At 36.5% G+C, this 18499-nt stretch carries 7 protein-coding genes; 2 read left to right on the top strand and 5 right to left on the bottom strand.

The genetic code is table 11. The features are described 5' to 3' along the window. The first annotated feature begins 37 nt into the window (after positions 1-37). Positions 38-1204 carry an IS4 family transposase gene (locus BLV84_RS00825; protein WP_093238060.1) on the top strand — a complete coding sequence of 389 codons (1167 nt, stop codon included), beginning with the start codon at positions 38-40 and terminating at the stop codon, positions 1202-1204. Positions 1205-1207: 3 nt separating this feature from the next. Here the strand turns inward: BLV84_RS00825 and BLV84_RS00820 are convergent, their stop codons facing one another. From BLV84_RS00820 to BLV84_RS00805, 4 genes are all read right to left on the bottom strand, one after another. Then, a complete protein-coding gene (locus tag BLV84_RS00820; protein WP_093238057.1) occupies positions 1208-1888 on the bottom strand; it encodes a DUF6850 family outer membrane beta-barrel protein in 681 nt (226 codons plus the stop codon). A gap of 24 nt (positions 1889-1912) precedes the next feature. Beyond that, positions 1913-3262: a DUF4876 domain-containing protein gene (locus tag BLV84_RS00815; RefSeq protein ID WP_143521306.1), complete on the bottom strand. Its 1350-nt coding sequence runs from the start codon at positions 3260-3262 to the stop codon at positions 1913-1915. Between the two features lie 10 nt (positions 3263-3272). Continuing rightward, positions 3273-5984 carry a TonB-dependent receptor gene (locus BLV84_RS00810; RefSeq protein ID WP_093238051.1) on the bottom strand — a complete coding sequence of 904 codons (2712 nt, stop codon included), beginning with the start codon at positions 5982-5984 and terminating at the stop codon, positions 3273-3275. A gap of 111 nt (positions 5985-6095) precedes the next feature. After that, positions 6096-7271 (bottom strand): CynX/NimT family MFS transporter, encoded by a 1176-nt coding sequence (locus BLV84_RS00805; RefSeq protein WP_093238048.1) that lies wholly within the window; start codon positions 7269-7271, stop codon positions 6096-6098. A 452-nt stretch (positions 7272-7723) separates the two neighbouring features. Between BLV84_RS00805 and BLV84_RS00800 the strand changes: the two genes are divergently transcribed. Beyond that, positions 7724-18088, top strand: a complete 10365-nt coding sequence (locus BLV84_RS00800; protein ID WP_093238045.1) for a CARDB domain-containing protein — start codon at positions 7724-7726, stop codon at positions 18086-18088. 80 nt (positions 18089-18168) lie between these two features. Here the strand turns inward: BLV84_RS00800 and BLV84_RS00795 are convergent, their stop codons facing one another. Beyond that, positions 18169-18498 carry a DMT family transporter gene (locus BLV84_RS00795; protein ID WP_093238042.1) on the bottom strand — a complete coding sequence of 110 codons (330 nt, stop codon included), beginning with the start codon at positions 18496-18498 and terminating at the stop codon, positions 18169-18171. Position 18499 lies beyond the last annotated feature (1 nt).

The following is an 18499-nucleotide window of genomic DNA, read 5'->3' as shown; positions in this document are numbered from 1 at the left end:
AATGAATTTATCTTAGTAGTTTGAAAATAAGACTACTATGAATTCTGGAAAATACATTTTTGCCCAAACATTGGACTTTGTCAATAAGTATGAGTTTAGTAAGTGCGTAAACCGTTATAATGGCGACTATAGAACGCGTGATTTTAATTGTTGGAATCAGTTTGTTCAGTTGTATTTTGGACAATTGACCTCTCTTAATTCTCTAAGGGATATCGCCACCTGCCTAAAGGCACATAAAAATAAACTTTACCATTTAGGGATGAACGGTTACGTGAATCAGTCTTCATTATCTCGAGCCAATGAAGGTAGGGACTGGAGAATATTTGCAGACTTTGGGGAATACCTAATCAGTCAAGTGCGTCCTATGTATGCTGCTCATCCAATTCCCAATATCAGGTTGGAGAATGAAGTCTTTGCGCTAGATTCGACCACGATTTCTCTTAGTCTTGTGCTTTTTCAATGGGCTCCAGGGAAATACTCCAGAGGAGCTGTGAAAATCCATACATTGCTCGATATTAGAGGTAGTATCCCTTCTTTTGTTTTAGTCTCAGATGGAAAATACCACGACAGTAACATACTGGATGTAATAATGCCAGTTTGGGGGGCAATCTATTTGATGGATAAAGCTTATATAGATTTTGAAGCCCTGTACCGTATAAACCTTGCGGGAGCTTTTTTTATCTCAAGGGCAAAGTCTAATATGGATTATACGATCACTCATCAGAATTATAACATAAACCCTATCACAGGTTTAAGAAGTGACAAAACCATAATACTAAATGGATATAAGTCAAAAAAGTTATATCCAGAACCACTTAGGATGGTCGAATATCACGATGAAGAAAAAGATATCACATTATATTTCTTGACAAATAATCAAGAAGTATCTGCTTTAGAAGTAACTAAACTGTATAAAAACAGGTGGCAAATAGAAGTGTTCTTCAAGTGGATAAAACAAAACCTAACTATAAAAAAACTATGGGGCCGCTCTGAAAATGCAGTGAACATCCACATATGGGTAGCAATCTGCACGTACTTGATCGTAGCGCACATAAAACATACATTACGAAGTAATTTGTCCATCTATGAGATTATACAAATACTAAGTATATCAGCGATGGACAAAACTCCAATCAAAGAGTTGCTTACAGCCGAATTTTCAAATCAAAATTTCAATGAACAGATAAATTTATTTGACAACTAAATATTAACGCATCAGTACTATGTCATCCACATAAATAATACTTGCCGTTGTAGAAGCTGAACCTAAGCCAGCATTTGCAATAAATTGATGCTTTTTAAAAGAATAACCTAAATGTACTTTTGCACTATAATCAGCTAATTGAAGATCAGGTCGTGGATCAATATTGCGATAGGCTTTATGGTTTTTGTAATGAATCACTCCGCCTACCGACCAATGATTGTTAATGAGATAACTCGCGCCGCCCATCATGTCGAAAATCTGATTGTCCCAATCGCCTTTTTGGGGCGCATAAAAATAATTAGGCGTTAAAACCGCTTGATTCTCTGTACGCTCCAAAGTTGAATTAAAACCCATTTGTTTCTCTTCAATTTTATCAAAATTAAAACGCCCGAATACTTTCAGTTTTTCTGATAATGAAAAAAAACTTTCTGTCTTAAATTGATAAGTTATGCTTTCTTCAGGCGTCTGAACTCTCTTAAAATTTAGCTTTTTGCTTTCTAATGAAAGAGATGTTTGGGTCACATTTTTTAATAAGTCTTTGGAGTATAACAAAGGCTGACTTTCTAATTTCTCAAGAAAATTATCGTGATAAGATATTTCAGTCAAATCAAGGCTATCCTTTAGCTGAGCTTGAGAAAACCAACTTGATAGGAAAATAAGAATAAATAAACCTTTGTTATACATGCCAAGGAAATTTGTCTTTATTGTTTAAAATCCTTTAGGATCTGCTCTGTTCAAAATTTTGAAATCTTCAGAAGTATTATTGTTATCTTCAAGAATAATTCTGCCATCGATTTCAGTTTTCGTTTTTCTCATCACACTTTGCGAATTGAAAATTCCGTCCACTGCAATTGAAGAAGCATCGATTTCTGATGGTAAGATTTTTGGGCGTGGTGAACCTGGATTATAGCTTTGTAAATCAACGCCATCTATAATTAGGCTATTCGGGATTTGCATGAAGAATTTTGTGTCATTTTCAATTTGACTAATTGAAGGGTTCGGGAAATCTTCATAAGTGCTAAATTCTTCTTCGTCAACTCTAAAAATTGCAAAACTATCACGACCTTTTGTGTCTATTACAAAATCTTTATTTCCACTATAGTAATTCTCACGTCCCCAGTAAGCAATTGTCAAATCTTCAACAGCTGGATTTTGGATATCCCATTGGTAAGGTTCTTCACCGATTGACTCTCTAAAATCACCTAAGTAAACTTCAAAATCAGCTTCGCTTAAATCCACGGTTAAGCTTGGGTCACCAATTGTAATTGGGTCACCATTATTGTCAGTTAAAGGCTCTTTGTGGTTCAAAGCATTTTGAGCAATCAAAATACTTTCACCTGGTTCAATAGGATGTATTTCTCCATTTCCAGGAATTTGAAAAACGTAATCTGTATAAACGTAATCTGTGTTAGCAGAACTACCCGAGCTCATTCCGATTGATTGACTCCAATCAAACTGACCGTTTGCTAAAGTATAACTCTCAACTGTTGTTGAAGATTTTCCGTAAAGCTGCGCGATATAAAGTCCGTCAGCAAAAATAACTTCATTTGAGTTGTTATAAATTTCTATAAACTGATCTCTAAAAACGGCACCTTGCACCGCGTTCGAGCCAGCATAGTAAACTTGCTTTATGACTAAATCTCCGATTCTTGCAGCTTTAAGTATAAGAGATGTTGATGTTGTGTTTGCGTTTACAATCACTTGCTCTTGTGAAGCATTAAAGATGACTTCATCAATATTAGGATCGTAACCGAAAAGCTCATTAAATTCATCTGCACTCAAGTTTAAACTTGCAGTCACATTATAAGTTCCTGGCAATACAGTTTCAAAATTTGCTGCGCCATTGCTCGATGAAATTGCTTGATACTCATCGCCAGTATTTACACTTGTAAGTGTGACGCTTGTATTTTCAGCAGCTAAGCCATCATAATTTTCATTATCGAAATTGACGTTAACTTGAAAGCTTTGTGGTGTTAAACTTGAATTGCTTCCAAAATCATCATCTGAACAGGCAGACAATGCGAGTATTGCTATGAAGCTAAAAATTATTTTTTTCATGACATTTGATTTAAAATTGATATTCGATTTTTGTTCCAAATGATAGTTTGACCATATCAGGGTTAATCATTTCAATATCTTTTCCATTTGATCTTTCAATTGAAGTTGGTTTGAGATCAAGAAAGTTATTCGCATAAAAAGAAAAACGAAAACCATTTAAAAAGTCTTTCGAAATTCTTAAATGAAAGTTGTGAAAAACTTTTGTTCTATTATTTTCATAAGGACTACTGCTTCTAGTAATATGTCCGTATAAATCTTCATTATTCTGATTTTCTGATGAAATCGGAACTTTATTTAAATTTTTATCAATAAAAGCGTAAGGGTAAAGCGAAGCATTTCTTTTGTATTTATCAAAAATAAAATGCTCACTTCTCACAGCGATAACCAGACCGATGTCGGGAATATGATAATTGAGTGTGCCGCCAAATGTCAAATGAGATAAATCTTTATCTCCTTGGTGATACACGCCAAAACTTTCAGGCTTGCTAGCGTTTGAAGATTTAACATAAGCATCTTCTGTATTACTATTTATTGTAGAAATATAACTGCCTTGTAAACTGAAATCAATATTTTTAAAAATAAATTCAGGGAAATTCATGAAAAGTTCAAGACCGATATCTTCAGATTCTAGGCCGTTTGAAATTTGAGATTCTGTGTAATAATATGAGTTGTAACCATCGATCACAATTTCTGGGTTTGATAAATCAGAATCATCAACGCTAACATCAGCCAAATCACGTTTGATAGGGTAGGGACTAGATGTAATTCCATTGTACAATTTGTTATAAAAACCTGTGATATTAATACTTCCGAAATCGAATCTGTAATCAAAGCCTAACTCAGTTCGTAAGCTTCTAGAAGGTTTAACTTCAGGATTGTTTTCTTTTTCAACAAAAGTTTGAATCGCGCCAATATTGTATTCTCCTGGCACTCTAAAATCACCAAGTATGACATCATAATAGCGATAACCCGTATAGATTTGATTAAGAGAAGGCGACTTTGCAGTGAGACCAAATCCTGCTCTGATTTTTAAATCTTTATAAATATAATATGAGTTTAAACGCGGAGATAATGTGAGATAACTGTTTTGGATGTCACTTCTTAAACCTGCAGCGATGTTGAGCTTGCTATTGTCGCCATAAGTTGAGAATTCATCTTCAATAAACAAAGAAAATTGTAATTCTGCCTTAACTTCATCAGCATAATTATAAGGGCGAAATGCTTGTCCGCCACTATTAGTTTGGCTGACGAGAGCAGGACCCATATTTTCTGGTGAGCCAAGTCTGCCACGACCTTTATTGTCATTCATACGGTATGAAATACCTGCTGATAAATGATGTGTCCATTGCTCGGTTGAAAAACTTTTATAAATGTTTGCAGCCGAATAAACGCTGATGGGTTTGCCTTCAACCTCTTTACGAGCGACATAAGTTGGTTCAGTGTAAATGCCTTCATAAACACCTTCTTCAGTTTGAAAACCGACAAGTTTGCCGCCGTTATTGACATATTTACTCTCAAAACTGTATTGGTCTGTGAGCGTTAAATTAGTATTGAGTTCAAAGTGATCAATAAAGTGATTTTCTTCAAATTTATATTTAAAGCGATTTGAAATTCTTAAATCTTTTTGCTCGTTTTTAACGCGCTTCTGATCCTTGTCTTCCGCTTCATAATTGACGTTGTCAACATTAAATCCGTATTTAACAGTCAACGAATTTCGAATACTTTTAGGTTGATTTGCCCAACTCCACATCAGTTGTGTGTTGACGCGCTCGTAATCTGTGTAAGAAACTCTTGGGTTTGCATTTGCTTTTAATAAACTCGCAGAAACATTTAAAAAGCCCGCCTTTTCACTCAGCTGAAAGCCTTTATTTAAGCCATATTCAGTTGTACCTTCCCTTAATGAAGCATAGGCTAGAAAAGGAGATTGTCCAGCTTTTTGATCAATTTTGACTAAACCAGATGTGAGGTCGCCATACTTTGCAGAAGGAATACCTTCAACAATTTCGATTTTTTCAATATTTTGAGTAGTAATTTGTCTGAGATCTACACCAAAATTCGCATTTGTAAAATTACCGTTAAAGCTGGAGCCTAAATAGTTTGGATTAAAAGGAGATGACATATTTGCTGTAAAAGATTGCATATTACCGTTATTGGATAAAGGAATATCGTCTACAACAACAGCAGTACCAAAAGATTTATTACCAAAACCCTCATCGCTTATACCTGGAGGCCTAACTGTTCTGAAAGCAATAGGTTTGAATTCATTAAGGCTAAATTCCGAAATTCTTTGACCTGGAAGCTGTTCCAAAACTTCATTAAGGGAGAAAGACTGAACTTGGTTAATGGCTTCTTCTTCTAAAATAATTTCAGAAAAGCTTTGTCCTTTTTTAGCACGGATGACGACTTCATCTAAACGTAAATTTTTGTCTTTTAAATAAACGACCTGAGATTGAAGAAGTTCGTTTTGATTAAGATTTAAAGTTTCTACTTTTTTACCGAGTAAACGAAATTCAACTTGAGTTGATTTTTTAGACTTGAGCTCTAATATGAATTCTCCTTTTAAATTTGAAATACTCCATTGCTTAGAGTTCAAATCTATAATTGTTACATTTCCTAATGGCTCTTGTGTTTCAGCATCTAACACAATACCTTTTAAGTTGATTTGTGCATTTAATGCTACAGGTAGAATAAAAATAAACAAGAAAACTCTCAAGTACCTCAATTAAATTTTTGGGCAAAAATACATATAAATCTTATTTAGACTAAAAATGAATAATGTTTTTTCAGATTAATTTATGACAAGTTTCAAGCGTGAATTTTGTTGAGTAAAATTTTAAATCTGTTGTTCTTTTCCAGCTCCGAGACCCATCATTAATTTAATGAGAGCTACACAAATTAATAGAATAATTGTAAAATTCCAGTTGTCAAAAACATCATGAATTGCACCAACGACAAGAGGTCCTGCGGCAGCGATAAGATAACCAATAGATTGTGCCATACCAGAAAGTTCTGCAGCAGTATCAGTGTCTGACGATCGCATAACGATAAGCAATAATGCCAAACCAAAAGTTCCGCCTAAAACAAAACCTAATAATGAAACTGACATCGGAATAATAATCGGACTCGGGAAAATTAAACCTAGTAATGCAATACATTCTAAAGCGACTAAAGTGCCAATAACGAGACGCTGATCTTTCCTTTTGCCAGCCCAAAGCGGAATGACAATGGAACCAATAATTCCCGTGGCTTGCGATAAAGCGAGCATCCAACCTGCGTAAGAGGAATCGTAACCATCATCTAATAATATGGCAGGCAGCCAAGCCAAAATCACATAAAAAGCCATGGATTGTAAACCCATATAAATGGCGATTTGCCAAACGATACGCTTACCGCTCAAGTTTTTAATAGCTTCAGAGAAAGAGCGTCTGGGTTTAGTTCTTTTTATTTTTTTGAACTGTGTCAACCAAACACAAAATGCGATAAATGCAAAGATGGCCCAAACACTTAAGGAACCTCGCCATCCCATTTTGTAGGTCACAGCTAAAGGCACACTGATGCCAGCTGCCAAAGAAGCGCCAACGGCCATCATGCTTGAGTATAAGCTCGTAATCATCCCAGCGCGATCAGGAAAGTTTTGTTTTGTTAAAGCCGGAATCAATACATTACCAAAAGCAATCGCGATACCTAGTAAAACAGTACCCAAATATAAACCTACAATTCCGAATAAAGATCGCATTATTACTCCGACTGTAAGTAAAAGCATTGCTGCCAGAAGTGTTTTTCCGATACCAAACCTTTTTGTGAATATTGATGTGAGTGTTGAAATGACACCAAAAGCTAAAAGTGGTAAAGTTGTGAGTAAGCCTAATAGTGTTCCAGATAAATTTAAGTCTTGCTTAATGAAATCAATCAAGGGGCCGATGCTCGATAAAGCCGGACGTAAGTTAAAGGCGATGCAGAGAATGCCGACAATCAAAAAGATTTGATTTCTCCTATGTTGATTTTTCATATAAAATTTGACTTAAAAAGCTGCAAAGCTAAGTTTTCTTGGGTCATAAAATTTTTCTTTAACCAAGAATTAAGGTCGGTTTTACGTTTTATAAATCTATACAGAAGTGGTTTTTGAAAATATTTGAATGATCATAGATGATATACTAACTCATAATTCTTATGTTGAAACTACTATGTATAACAATATATTAACCATTTACATATTATTCTCTGTCGCTTATACAATATATCTAAAGTGAGTTTCTATTTTTTTAATATTTGTATATAAAGTCTCTTTTGTATGTGAAATAATGATAATGAAAACTGTAATTAAGACGAATTCATAAAAGATGCATCTGATACAGATTTTTAATTTAGCGTTAGTGAAATTAGTTAAGCTTATTTAATAAGGGATTTTTCCAAAACTTAAACTCTGTAAGTGATTTACTGTGGTTTGTTAAAACATCAATTATGAAAAATCTTTCCTCTACCCAGCTCTTCTTTTCTGTATTTTTATTATGCTTTATTCTATTGTTTCCGTTTCATGTAAATGCGCAAGCCCCGACCACGCCATCAAGCAATTTATCTTTTTCAAGTATTGACGGTAATCGTATGAGATTAAACTTCACACAAGGTGATGGCGCAGAGAAAATTATAATTGCAAAAGCAGATTCTCCCGTTACCGCAGTGCCGGTAGATGGAACAGATTATTTAGCAGATGATTTTGGCGAGGGTAACGAAATTGCACCCGGTGAGTTTGTAGTGTATAAAGGTTCTTATAATAAGCCTACTATAGTAGGTTTAGACCATTCTACCACCTATCATTTTAGAATTTACGAATATAATGGCAGTAATTTTTCCACAGAATACCTTACTTCCAATTATTTAGAAGGTAGCCAAGCTACTTTGACCTATCCCACAACCCAAGCAAGCAACATTAGCTTTAGCAATGTAGTAGGAAGTAAAATGACGGTAAATTGGACCAATGGCGATGGTTCCGCCCGACTACTTATAGCTCGCGCAAACAGCCCAGTAGATGTAGAACCTCAAGATTTAGTGAATTATAACATTCCGTATTACAATAATTTTGGTATTTCTAACTCCGAAATTGGTTCAGGAAATTACGCGGTTTATGCGGGGAGTGGAAACAGTACAGAGATTATAGATTTAGAACCCAATACAACATATCACTTCGCATTGTTCGAATACAACGGAAATAATGGTAAAGTTTATCTAACATCTACTTCTGCTACAAATCCAACCCCTCCGGCAACAGGTAACCAAGCAACAAGCGCTTTTCCTACTTTAAATGCTAACAATATGACCTTTAGTTCTATTGATGGAGATAGACTTCGATATAGGGTAAATAGTAGTTCTGTAGGAAACGGTGAAAAAAGATTAGTTATTGCTAAAGCGGGAAGCCCTGTAACTGCCGTTCCCGTAGATGGTAATGAATATACAGGCGATAATTATTTTGGAAGCGGAGAAGAAATAGCACCCGGTGAGTTTGTGTTGTATAGCGGAAGCTCTACCGGAACACAATATCTTTATGACTTACAACCACATACTACCTATTATTTTAAAGTATATGAATATAATGGTTCAGGTACCAATACCTTTTATCTTAAGACGAGTGATACTAACGGTACTCCCGTTTTAGAAGCCAATCAAGCTACAATAACGTATCCTACCACCCAAGCCAGTAATATTACTTTTAGCGATATCATGGTTACCAGTATGAATGTAAATTGGATCAATGGTGATGGTGCTGGACGTATATTAATTGCGCGTGCAGATAGTCCCGTAGATGTAGAGCCCCAAGATTTGGTGAATTACAATTATCCTTATTACAATGATTTTGGTGTTTCCGGTTATGAAATTGGTTCAGGAAATTATATTATTTACCAAGGTACTGCAAACGGAACAGACATCAATAGTCTAGAACCCAATACTACCTATCATTTTGCCTTGTTCGAATATAACGGTAATAGCGGTAAAGTTTACTTAACTTCAACTTCTACAATCAATCCTACTCCCGGCGCTACGGCAAGTCAAATTACAGATGGTTATACTGCCCCAACAATTAATGCTAGCAATTTGACCTTCAGTTCTATTGATGGAAATAGACTTCGGTACAGGGTAAATAGCAGTTCTGTAGGCAATGGTGAAAGCCGATTGATAATTGCCAAAGCTGGAAGTCCTGTAACTGCCGTTCCCACAGATGGAGTTGAATATACAGGCGATAATTATTTTGGAAGCGGAGAAGAAATAGCACCCGGGGAGTTTGTGTTGTATAGCGGAAGCTCTACCGGAACACAATATCTTTATGACTTACAACCGCATACCACTTATTATTTCAAAGTGTACGAGTTTAATAGTAGTGGAACCGAAACTCTTTACTTAACCACAATAGATACCAATGGCGATCCTGTTTTTGAAACCAATCAAGCAACTATTACTTATCCTACCACCCAAGCCAATAATATTACTTTTAGTGATATTATGGTTACTAATATGAATGTTAATTGGACTAATGGCGATGGTGCTGGACGTATATTGATAGCACGGGCAGATAGTCCTGTAGATGTAGAACCCCAAGATTTGGTCGATTATGGTAGTCCATATTATAATGACTATGGCGTTCCCAGTTATGAAATTGGTTCAGGAAATTATATAATTTATAGAGGTAATGCAAATGGAACAGATATTAATAATCTAGAATCCAATACCACCTATCATTTTGCTTTGTTTGAATATAATGGCAACAGTGGCAAAGTTTACTTAACTTCAACTTCAATCTTCAGTCCTATTCCTGGCGCTACGGCAAGCCAAAGCACAGATGGTTATACTGCTCCCACTGTTAATGCTAACAATATGGTGTTTAGTTCTATTGATGGAAATAGACTTCGCTACAGGGTAAATAGTAGCTCCGTCGGCAATGGCGAAAGTAGATTAATTATAGCCAAAGCAGGAAGTCCCGTAACGGCAGTTCCTCTAGATGGCAATGAATATACAGGCGATAATTATTTTGGAAATGGAGATGAGATAGCTCCCGATGAGTTTGTATTGTATAGCGGGAGTTCTACTGGCACACAATATCTTTATGACTTACAACCTCACACTACATACTATTTTAAAGTATTTGAATTTAATAGTAGTGGAACTGAGACCATTTATTTAACAACAACAGACACCAATGGTGATCCTGTTTTTGAAACCAATCAAGCAACTGTTACTTTTCCTACCGTGCAAACCGGGAATGTTTTTGTGAATAGTAAAACCACAATTTCCTTTAACATAAATTGGACTAACGGTAATGGGACAAGACGTATTTTGGTCGCTAGAGAAAACGAACCTGTAAATGTCGAACCACAAGACTTAACAAATTATCCTAGTTCAAGTGGTGGTTTTGGCAATGGAAATTATGAAATAGGAACGGGCAACTATGTACTTTATGATGGAAGCGGAACTTCAGATAACGTAACTAATTTACAACCCGGCACTAATTATCATTTTGCTCTTTTTGAATATAATGGAAGTTCAGGAAAAGTCTATTTAAGGCCAGGCTATACTTTTGAAGCCGAAACTTTCGGGGCAACACCAACCACGCAGGTTTCCAATGTCAATTTTGCGGAAATTGGCGCAACCTCAATGCAGGTTAATTTTACCCGCGGAAATGGCTCCTCTCGTCTAGTAATTGCAAAAAAAGGAGCTCCCGTAGATGTGCAACCATCCGATAATACTACCTATTTGGCCGATACTAATTTTGGTGCAGGACAAGAAATAGGCGCTAACAACTTTGTAGTCTATAACGGCACAGATGAAGAATTTATACTTTCCAACTTAGAAGAGACCAGCAACTATCATTTTGCTTTTTTTGAATATGCCATCAATCAAAATAACGAACTATATCTCATACCGGGAGAAACAGCTTCGCAAGCAACACCGGCTCCGCCAACTGTAATTCCCAGTAATTTTAGTTATACAAGGCCTTGTGATAGCGATCTTATTTTAAACTGGACGTCCGGAAACGGACAAGGACGAATCGTTATTTTAAGCGAATCTCCCCTAAACACTATCCCAACAAACGCAACCAACTATGATGCAAATTTTGGGTATGGTTTAGGAGATGCTATTGGTAATGGTTTTGTGGTTTATAATGGTGCCGGAAATTTGGTTCCGCCTAATTTGCTGCAAGCTTCAACCAATTACTACGTTAATATTTACGAATATAACGGCACGAAAACCAATCCTATTTTTAATATGACGCCCTTACAAGGTTTTATAGGAGATATAACAGCACCTAGTGCAAATTGTAATGATATTCAAGTGGTTTTAGATGAAAATGGAAGTGCTGCTATAACCCCAGAAAACGTTGGGACAATACCAACGGGAGATTGCGGTACTGTTACAGCAGCAATTGATATAGATACGTTTGATTGTTCTGATTTGGGGTCAAATAACGTTACGTTTACCATTACAGATTCTGATGGAAATACAAACTCTTGTGTAAGTATAGTAACCGTAGTAGATGAAACTGTTCCTACGGTAAATACCAAAGATATTACTGTTCAACTGCAACCAGATGGCACCGCAACCATTAATGAAGATGCTGTTGATGATGGTTCCACAGATGCTTGTGGCCCATTAAGTTTCGATACAGATATCACCGCATTTGATAGCAGTGATTTGGGTGACAATACCGTAACCTTAACCGTTACAGATGACAGCGGTAATGAAAACTCTGCTACCGCCTTAGTAACCGTAATAGATATAGCTGCACCAACTAATGATGATCTTTGTAATGCTACTTTATTAGCAATAGATGCGACCTCCAATGGCGATGCTTATTCTAACATAGCCGCATCTGCACAAAACCTTGAATCTGGCGGGACTTGCTGGGGAGGAACACTCGATTTGCAAACCGTTTGGTTTAGTTTTGAAGCTCCCAGCAGCGGTAATGTAATCGTAAACACCAATATTACAGGAGGTACATTAAACGATACACAACTTGCTGTTTACGAAAGTGCAGGGGATTGCAACGACTTGTCTTCTTTGGGTAATGAACTTGCTTGTAGTGACGATACCAATACAGGTGCAAAAGCAGAAACAATAGTCACAGGTCTTAATCCCGGAAGTATTTATTATGTGCAAGTAGATGGAAAAAATACCCAAACAGGTACGTTCGGAATTGAAGTCTCAGACGCCGATTGTATAGCACCTTCCGACTTATCTTTAGACGCAACAACAGACACTACGGCCGATATTTCTTGGACAAACAATGGTTCCGAAACGGAATGGATAGTTAAGTATAGCGAAACCCCAGGTTTCGATCCCGTAACGGAAGGTAGTTCAGAAACTGTAAACGGTTCACCAGACTTTCAATTAAATGGTCTAAGTGCAAACACCAATTATCAATTATATGTAAAAGCTAATTGTGGTGGGGGTGACGAAAGTGATTTTATCGGGCCATTAGAATTTACCACAGATTGTCTGGGCTCTCCAAACCTTTCCTTTTTAGGAACTGGAGAATTCCAGAATGGTATTGTTAGTCCTACTCAAGGCACGCCAGAAACAACCTATGAGTTTGCTGTGGTTTATACTAATGAAGACGGGATAATGCCACCATACGGCTTTCCTCGTGTAGTATTGGATTATGAAGCTAATGGCAGTTTCAGCAACACAAACGATAGATCGGTTATTCTATCTCCGGCAGATCCAACAGATAATAATACGTCAGATGGAAAAGTTTACGTGGGTTCTATCAGTCAATTGCCTTCTGGTACCAACTGGCAAGCTTATGTGCAAGTGCAAGCAGATGCTTGCGAAACACAAATTGGTCCCTTTGATGCGCCAAATGTTTTAATCGCTCCAGACTTGGAGATTTTTGCCAACGATATTGTTTTCGATAATCCCAATCCAGATGTTTCGTCGGCCTTACAAATTACCGCTACCATTCATAATAATTCTGATTTGCCGGCAGAAAATTTTGTCGCGCATCTAGAAAATCAATACGATCCCGCTGCAGTTTATCCAGATATAAATGTAGATTATCTTGGTCCGCAAGAAAGTACAAACGTGGTTTGGAATATAACTACCCCGGCAGATCCATCGTGGAATCCTATGGAAGTGTTTATAGACCACACAGATGTAATAGCAGAATCAAATGAGCTGAATAACAGGGCAATGCGTCCATTTATCAATGGTGATTACAATCTTCCGGGGGCAATCAATATAGAAGCTTCTGTTAGTCCAAGTCTTGTTCAATTGCCTTCTGGCAATGACAAAGTGACTATTTCTGGTCATGCCTATTATACAGATACGGCAGTAGTATTACAAGATTCTACTGTGGCGGGAGCTACAGTAACATTTGTAAATCCAATCACAGGAATTCAAGTACAAACGCACACCAACTCAAATGGTTATTTTTATTTTAAAACCCACAGAGGTTCCCAGCCGGGCGTTTATACTGCTCCGGTAGAGGTGACCGATTTTACCCTAACCGCAGAATCGCCAATTACTTGGGAACTTGTTCAAGGACTTTGTCTAAAAGATTTACGAGCAAAAATAAATCTTTTTGATAATCACATTCTTGTCGGCGAATCTATTTCTGGAGAAGTGGTAGTATCTAATAATGGTTGCCAGGCTGTTGCGGTAGAAACCTTGTTAGAGATAGATCAGACCGGAGGTTTACCGCTTATAAACGATGTAACCGTTCCGCCACTCGAGCCTGGAGAATCCTTCACTTATCCTTTTACTGCTCAATTCGATACGGAAGGAACCTATTATATTACGGCAATGGCAGATGCCGGTTCTGTAGTACAAGAATCTTCCGAAAACAACAATTTTGCAAACAGCACCATTATTGTTAACCCTGCGATTCCAGATATAACTCCTGTTGGAAGTGCTTCATTAGGGGCAACATATTTATGTAATGCCAGTACTACACAAAGTTTCGGCATAAAAAATATTGGGTATGTTGCTACGGGAGCATTTGATAATACTATTGAAGTCTATTACAATGGTTCTTTAGAAGACACTTTTACAAGAACAGTTCAAAACATAGAACCTGGTCAGAGTACTTCGGTTTCTATTCCGTATGAATATCAACAAACAGGAAATTACAGCTTTGTATTAAAATGCGATGTGCCTTTACCGGATGGCGTGGTAACCGAAATTTTGGAAACCAATAATCAAAAAAGTTATGCTATTGATATTATTGAATGTCAAGCAGATTTGTATATAGCATCCAGTTGCGATTTACTTGTAAACCCAATAGATTTGCAAGTTCCGGGCAACGTTACCTATTCTGTAGATGTGCGGAATAGAGGTAATGCCACGGCAACCGCTCCCATAGAATTACAGTTTACGTTGAGTAATGGAGAGATTTATAACCTTGTTCATAACCAAGATATTTTACCGGGCGAAACTGTTACTTTTGTAACAGATCCCGTTCCTGCATTAAATTCCGGAGGCGTGCAGCTTACAGCTAGCGTAGATCCCAACGAGCTATTAGAAGATGCAAACCGTACCAATAATAGCAAATCAGAAACTCTATGTTGGGAATTCAGTCCTGTAGAGCGCTGTGGTTATGATTTCTGGAACGGAACTTATCATGAAAATGAATCGGTGCAATTGGCCGTTGGAATAAAAGCAGAACATTTATACCAAGCTTCTGAAGTAAAGGTGCGTTTTGAAGTGAGTGGTCCAGGAATTTCAGGATGGGCATTTCTAGGAGATGCAGCTGTTCAAAATGTAAAAAACTGTCATGGTTGCCCATATAGTGCAGCGCTTCCTACACAATTTGTTTTCAACCAAACCGGTGTCTATACGTTTAGAATGACATCAGATCCTGATAACGCATATACAGAATGCAACGAAGGCAATAATGTATTAATCAAAGAAGTGACTGTTGCCAATAAGCCAGACATGCGAATCTTGTCAGAATATATCAACCCTACTTTGCTTAATCCGGAGCCGGGAGAATCTATATTCTTAGATATTTCTTACGAGAATATAGGGTATTCTAATATTAATGATGAGATGGAGCTTACTATTTTAATAGATGATCAAGAACATGCTGTAGTGCAAAATGTTTCTGGACTTATCAAAAATACAACTAATACTATTTCTATACCAGTTTCATATGCATCTGAAGATATAGGTCTTCATGTTATTCGTGCTATAATAGATTCAAATCAAGAAGTTAATGATGCTAATAGAAATAATAATGAGGCTACCCGATCATTTATTGTTGGAGAAGCTGCAAACTTGTTTTTTGATGATTTTTATGTTTCTAATCAAATGCCAAATGTTGGAGAAACGATAAACATTGAAACGGTTATCGAAAATAACGGGGAGATTGATGTGGATGCAGATGTATTGTTTTCCTACATTTCTACTGCTGGAGATACCTTGGCAATTGCCACTAAACCGGTTAGTTTGGCTAGTGGAGCTAATCAAGCGGTTTCTTTTCCGTGGAATGTTCAACAAAGTCCAACAACTATTGTAGCAGAAATTATTAACACGTCTGAATTAGAATTTGATTATAATGATAATTTTGCTTCTACCCAATTAAACATTTTTACAGTTTCCTTAGTTTCAACTCCTGCATGTGAAGGACAATATTTGGGTACTTTAACAGCTCAAGCAAGCAATGGTACAGCACCATATTCTTATAGTTGGAGTAATGGATCAACAGATGAAGTTTTAGAAGCACAAGCAGGTAGTTATAGCGTAACAGTTATAGATGCTTCAGGAAAACAAGCTGTAATCTCAGGAATAATAGATGAAGACACTTATTGCTCTCCTCCATCTTGTAATTTATCAGCAGTAAGCTTTGAAATTGGATCAGAATGTGATCCTAATACCGGAGTTTACTCTACAAATTTGGTAGTAGCTTACGAAAACGAACCCACACAAGGTTCAATTACCGTAAACGGAACAGATTACCCCATTACCGGAAGTCCGCAAAGTTTTGATATAGATTTTACAGCCGGACCTGTAAATTACAACATTTCTTTTACGGATGATAGTAGTTGTAATCTAACGATTCCTACAGGTGTTGTTTTAGATGCTTGTGGTGAAGATGGCTATGTTTACCTTAATGATGTTGATGGTTGGTCGCCAGCTAATCCAAATACTGATGCTAATTTTACGGCTTCTGATGATGTTACAATAATGGAAGGAAATGCCAGTTTTACAAGTGATATAGAGCTTAATGATTTATTTGTAAATACTGAAGCTACTTTAAATGTGGAGCAAGTATTAACTGTCAATGGAAACATCATTAATAATGGAAACTTTATATTCAAAAGTTCTGAAAATAAAAATGGAGAATTAGCGACATTACCTTCAACTTCTAACATTATAGGAAAGTTTACAGCAGAACGTTATATGAGTGCAAAGCGTTCTTACAGAATGATAAGTAGCCCAGTAACGACAAACTCTTCTATTCATGACAACTGGCAGGAAGGAGCAAACTTTGCGACCAATGATCCCATTCCTGGTTTTGGAACGCATATAACAGGAAGCATGATTGATCAAGAAAATGGTTTTGATGCAACATTAACAGGAAACACGTCATTATTTACTTTAGATGTTGACAATCAAGTTTTTGCGGCAGTAGCGAATACTGATGTAAATACAATTGCAGCGGGAGAGGGATACATGATATATGTTCGAGGTAGTCGTGCAGTAGACCTAAGTAGCACTTTTCCAGTTGCAGATGCGACAGTTTTACGCTCGACAGGAGAATTATTTACGGGTGATAAAATGCAAACATCAGATTTGAGTAATATAGCTGGCGAGTTTAACATGATAGCAAACCCTTACCAAAGTACAGTAGATTTGAATAGTGTCATAGCCAATTCACAAAACTTAAACTCAAATTATGCTTATTTTTATGATCCAACTTTAGGTACGTATGGTTCTTATGTAACGGTGGATTTGAATACAGGCAGTAACAGCTCAGGATCAGAAGCTAACCAATATCTACAGCCAGGACAAGCGGTGCAAGTGGCAACTGCTACAAACGGAACGACATCTGTTTTGTTTTCTGAAACTGATAAAGCGCCAGGTCAGCATTATAGCACTTTTGGAGCCGAGAGTTTTACAGTAAGTGATGCGCAAATTACAGGTCAACTTTTTACAACAGAGAACTATAATTCTGGTAATAAATTACATGATAGTTTTGTTATTTTATTTGCTTCAGAATATGATAATGACTTGAATAATCAAGATGCTATCAAACCATTTAATTTTACTGAGAATATAGGTATTGTAAACAACGGAGATGTTTATAGCGTTGAGCGTAGGCAGATTCCTGGAGATGGCGATCAGATTGATTTATATACAAATAACTACAATCATGAAGATTACACGTTGATGATAGAAAAAGTGAATTTTTATGAATCAGTGAGTGCTTATTTTGTAGATTCTTACACAGATGAAGAAGTGCAATTAATTGAAGGAGAAAATCTTATCAATTATCATGTTTATCCTGATGTTACAGAAAGCTTTTCTTCAAATCGATTCTATCTGCGTTTTGTAAATGAAACATTATCAATAGGTGATGATTTTGGAAGTTATAAGTTAGATCTTTACCCAAACCCAACTAGTCCTGGAGAAGGCTTCTATTTAGCATCCTCTTATATGAAAAATTATCAGGTGGAAATCGGAATTAGAGATTTATTGGGACGCTTGATTTACAGCTCTCAAGAGCAATTTTCAAATGGAAAACTTCATATAATTCCCCCAAATTTAGGCAATGGAGCTTATTTTATAGAGGTCAAAAAAGGGAATGAGATTGTTGTGAAGCGCTTTATTATTAAATAAAAGATATAGCCAGATTGTTATTAACAAGGCCTGCTTTAAAAGTGGGCCTTGTTTATTATTAAAAATCAAAGTATTTATAATTAAACAGCAGTAGTTTTTGAAAATATTTGAATAACTAGAACACCGATAACAATTAAGGAAATCCCGATAATGGCAGGAATGTCAAGATTTTGTTGAAATTTAAAATATCCAATGCCTGAAATCAAGATAATTCCAACTGCGCTCCATATTGCATATGCAATTCCCATCGGGATATCTTTTAATGTTAAAGCTAAAAAATAAAATGAAAATAAATAACCGATAATCATTATGACAGTTGGTTTCCATTCTGTAAAACCATTTGAGTATTTTAGAGCTGTTGTCGCGATGCTTTCAAATAAAATTGCAACAAGTAAGAAAATCCACTTCATA

Source organism: Psychroflexus halocasei (genome assembly GCF_900107595.1).
Lineage (GTDB): Bacteria > Bacteroidota > Bacteroidia > Flavobacteriales > Flavobacteriaceae > Psychroflexus > Psychroflexus halocasei.
This window is presented reverse-complemented; position numbering and strand designations above follow the sequence as displayed.

Coding starts and splice junctions, on each gene's coding strand:
- BLV84_RS00820 (WP_093238057.1), bottom strand. CDS start 1,888: ATGTATAACAAAGGTTTATTTATTCTTATTTTCCTATCAAGTTGGTTT.
- BLV84_RS00805 (WP_093238048.1), bottom strand. CDS start 7,271: ATGAAAAATCAACATAGGAGAAATCAAATCTTTTTGATTGTCGGCATT.
- BLV84_RS00800 (WP_093238045.1), top strand. CDS start 7,724: ATGAAAAATCTTTCCTCTACCCAGCTCTTCTTTTCTGTATTTTTATTA.
- BLV84_RS00795 (WP_093238042.1), bottom strand. CDS start 18,498: ATGAAGTGGATTTTCTTACTTGTTGCAATTTTATTTGAAAGCATCGCG.
- BLV84_RS00825 (WP_093238060.1), top strand. CDS start 38: ATGAATTCTGGAAAATACATTTTTGCCCAAACATTGGACTTTGTCAAT.
- BLV84_RS00815 (WP_143521306.1), bottom strand. CDS start 3,262: ATGAAAAAAATAATTTTTAGCTTCATAGCAATACTCGCATTGTCTGCC.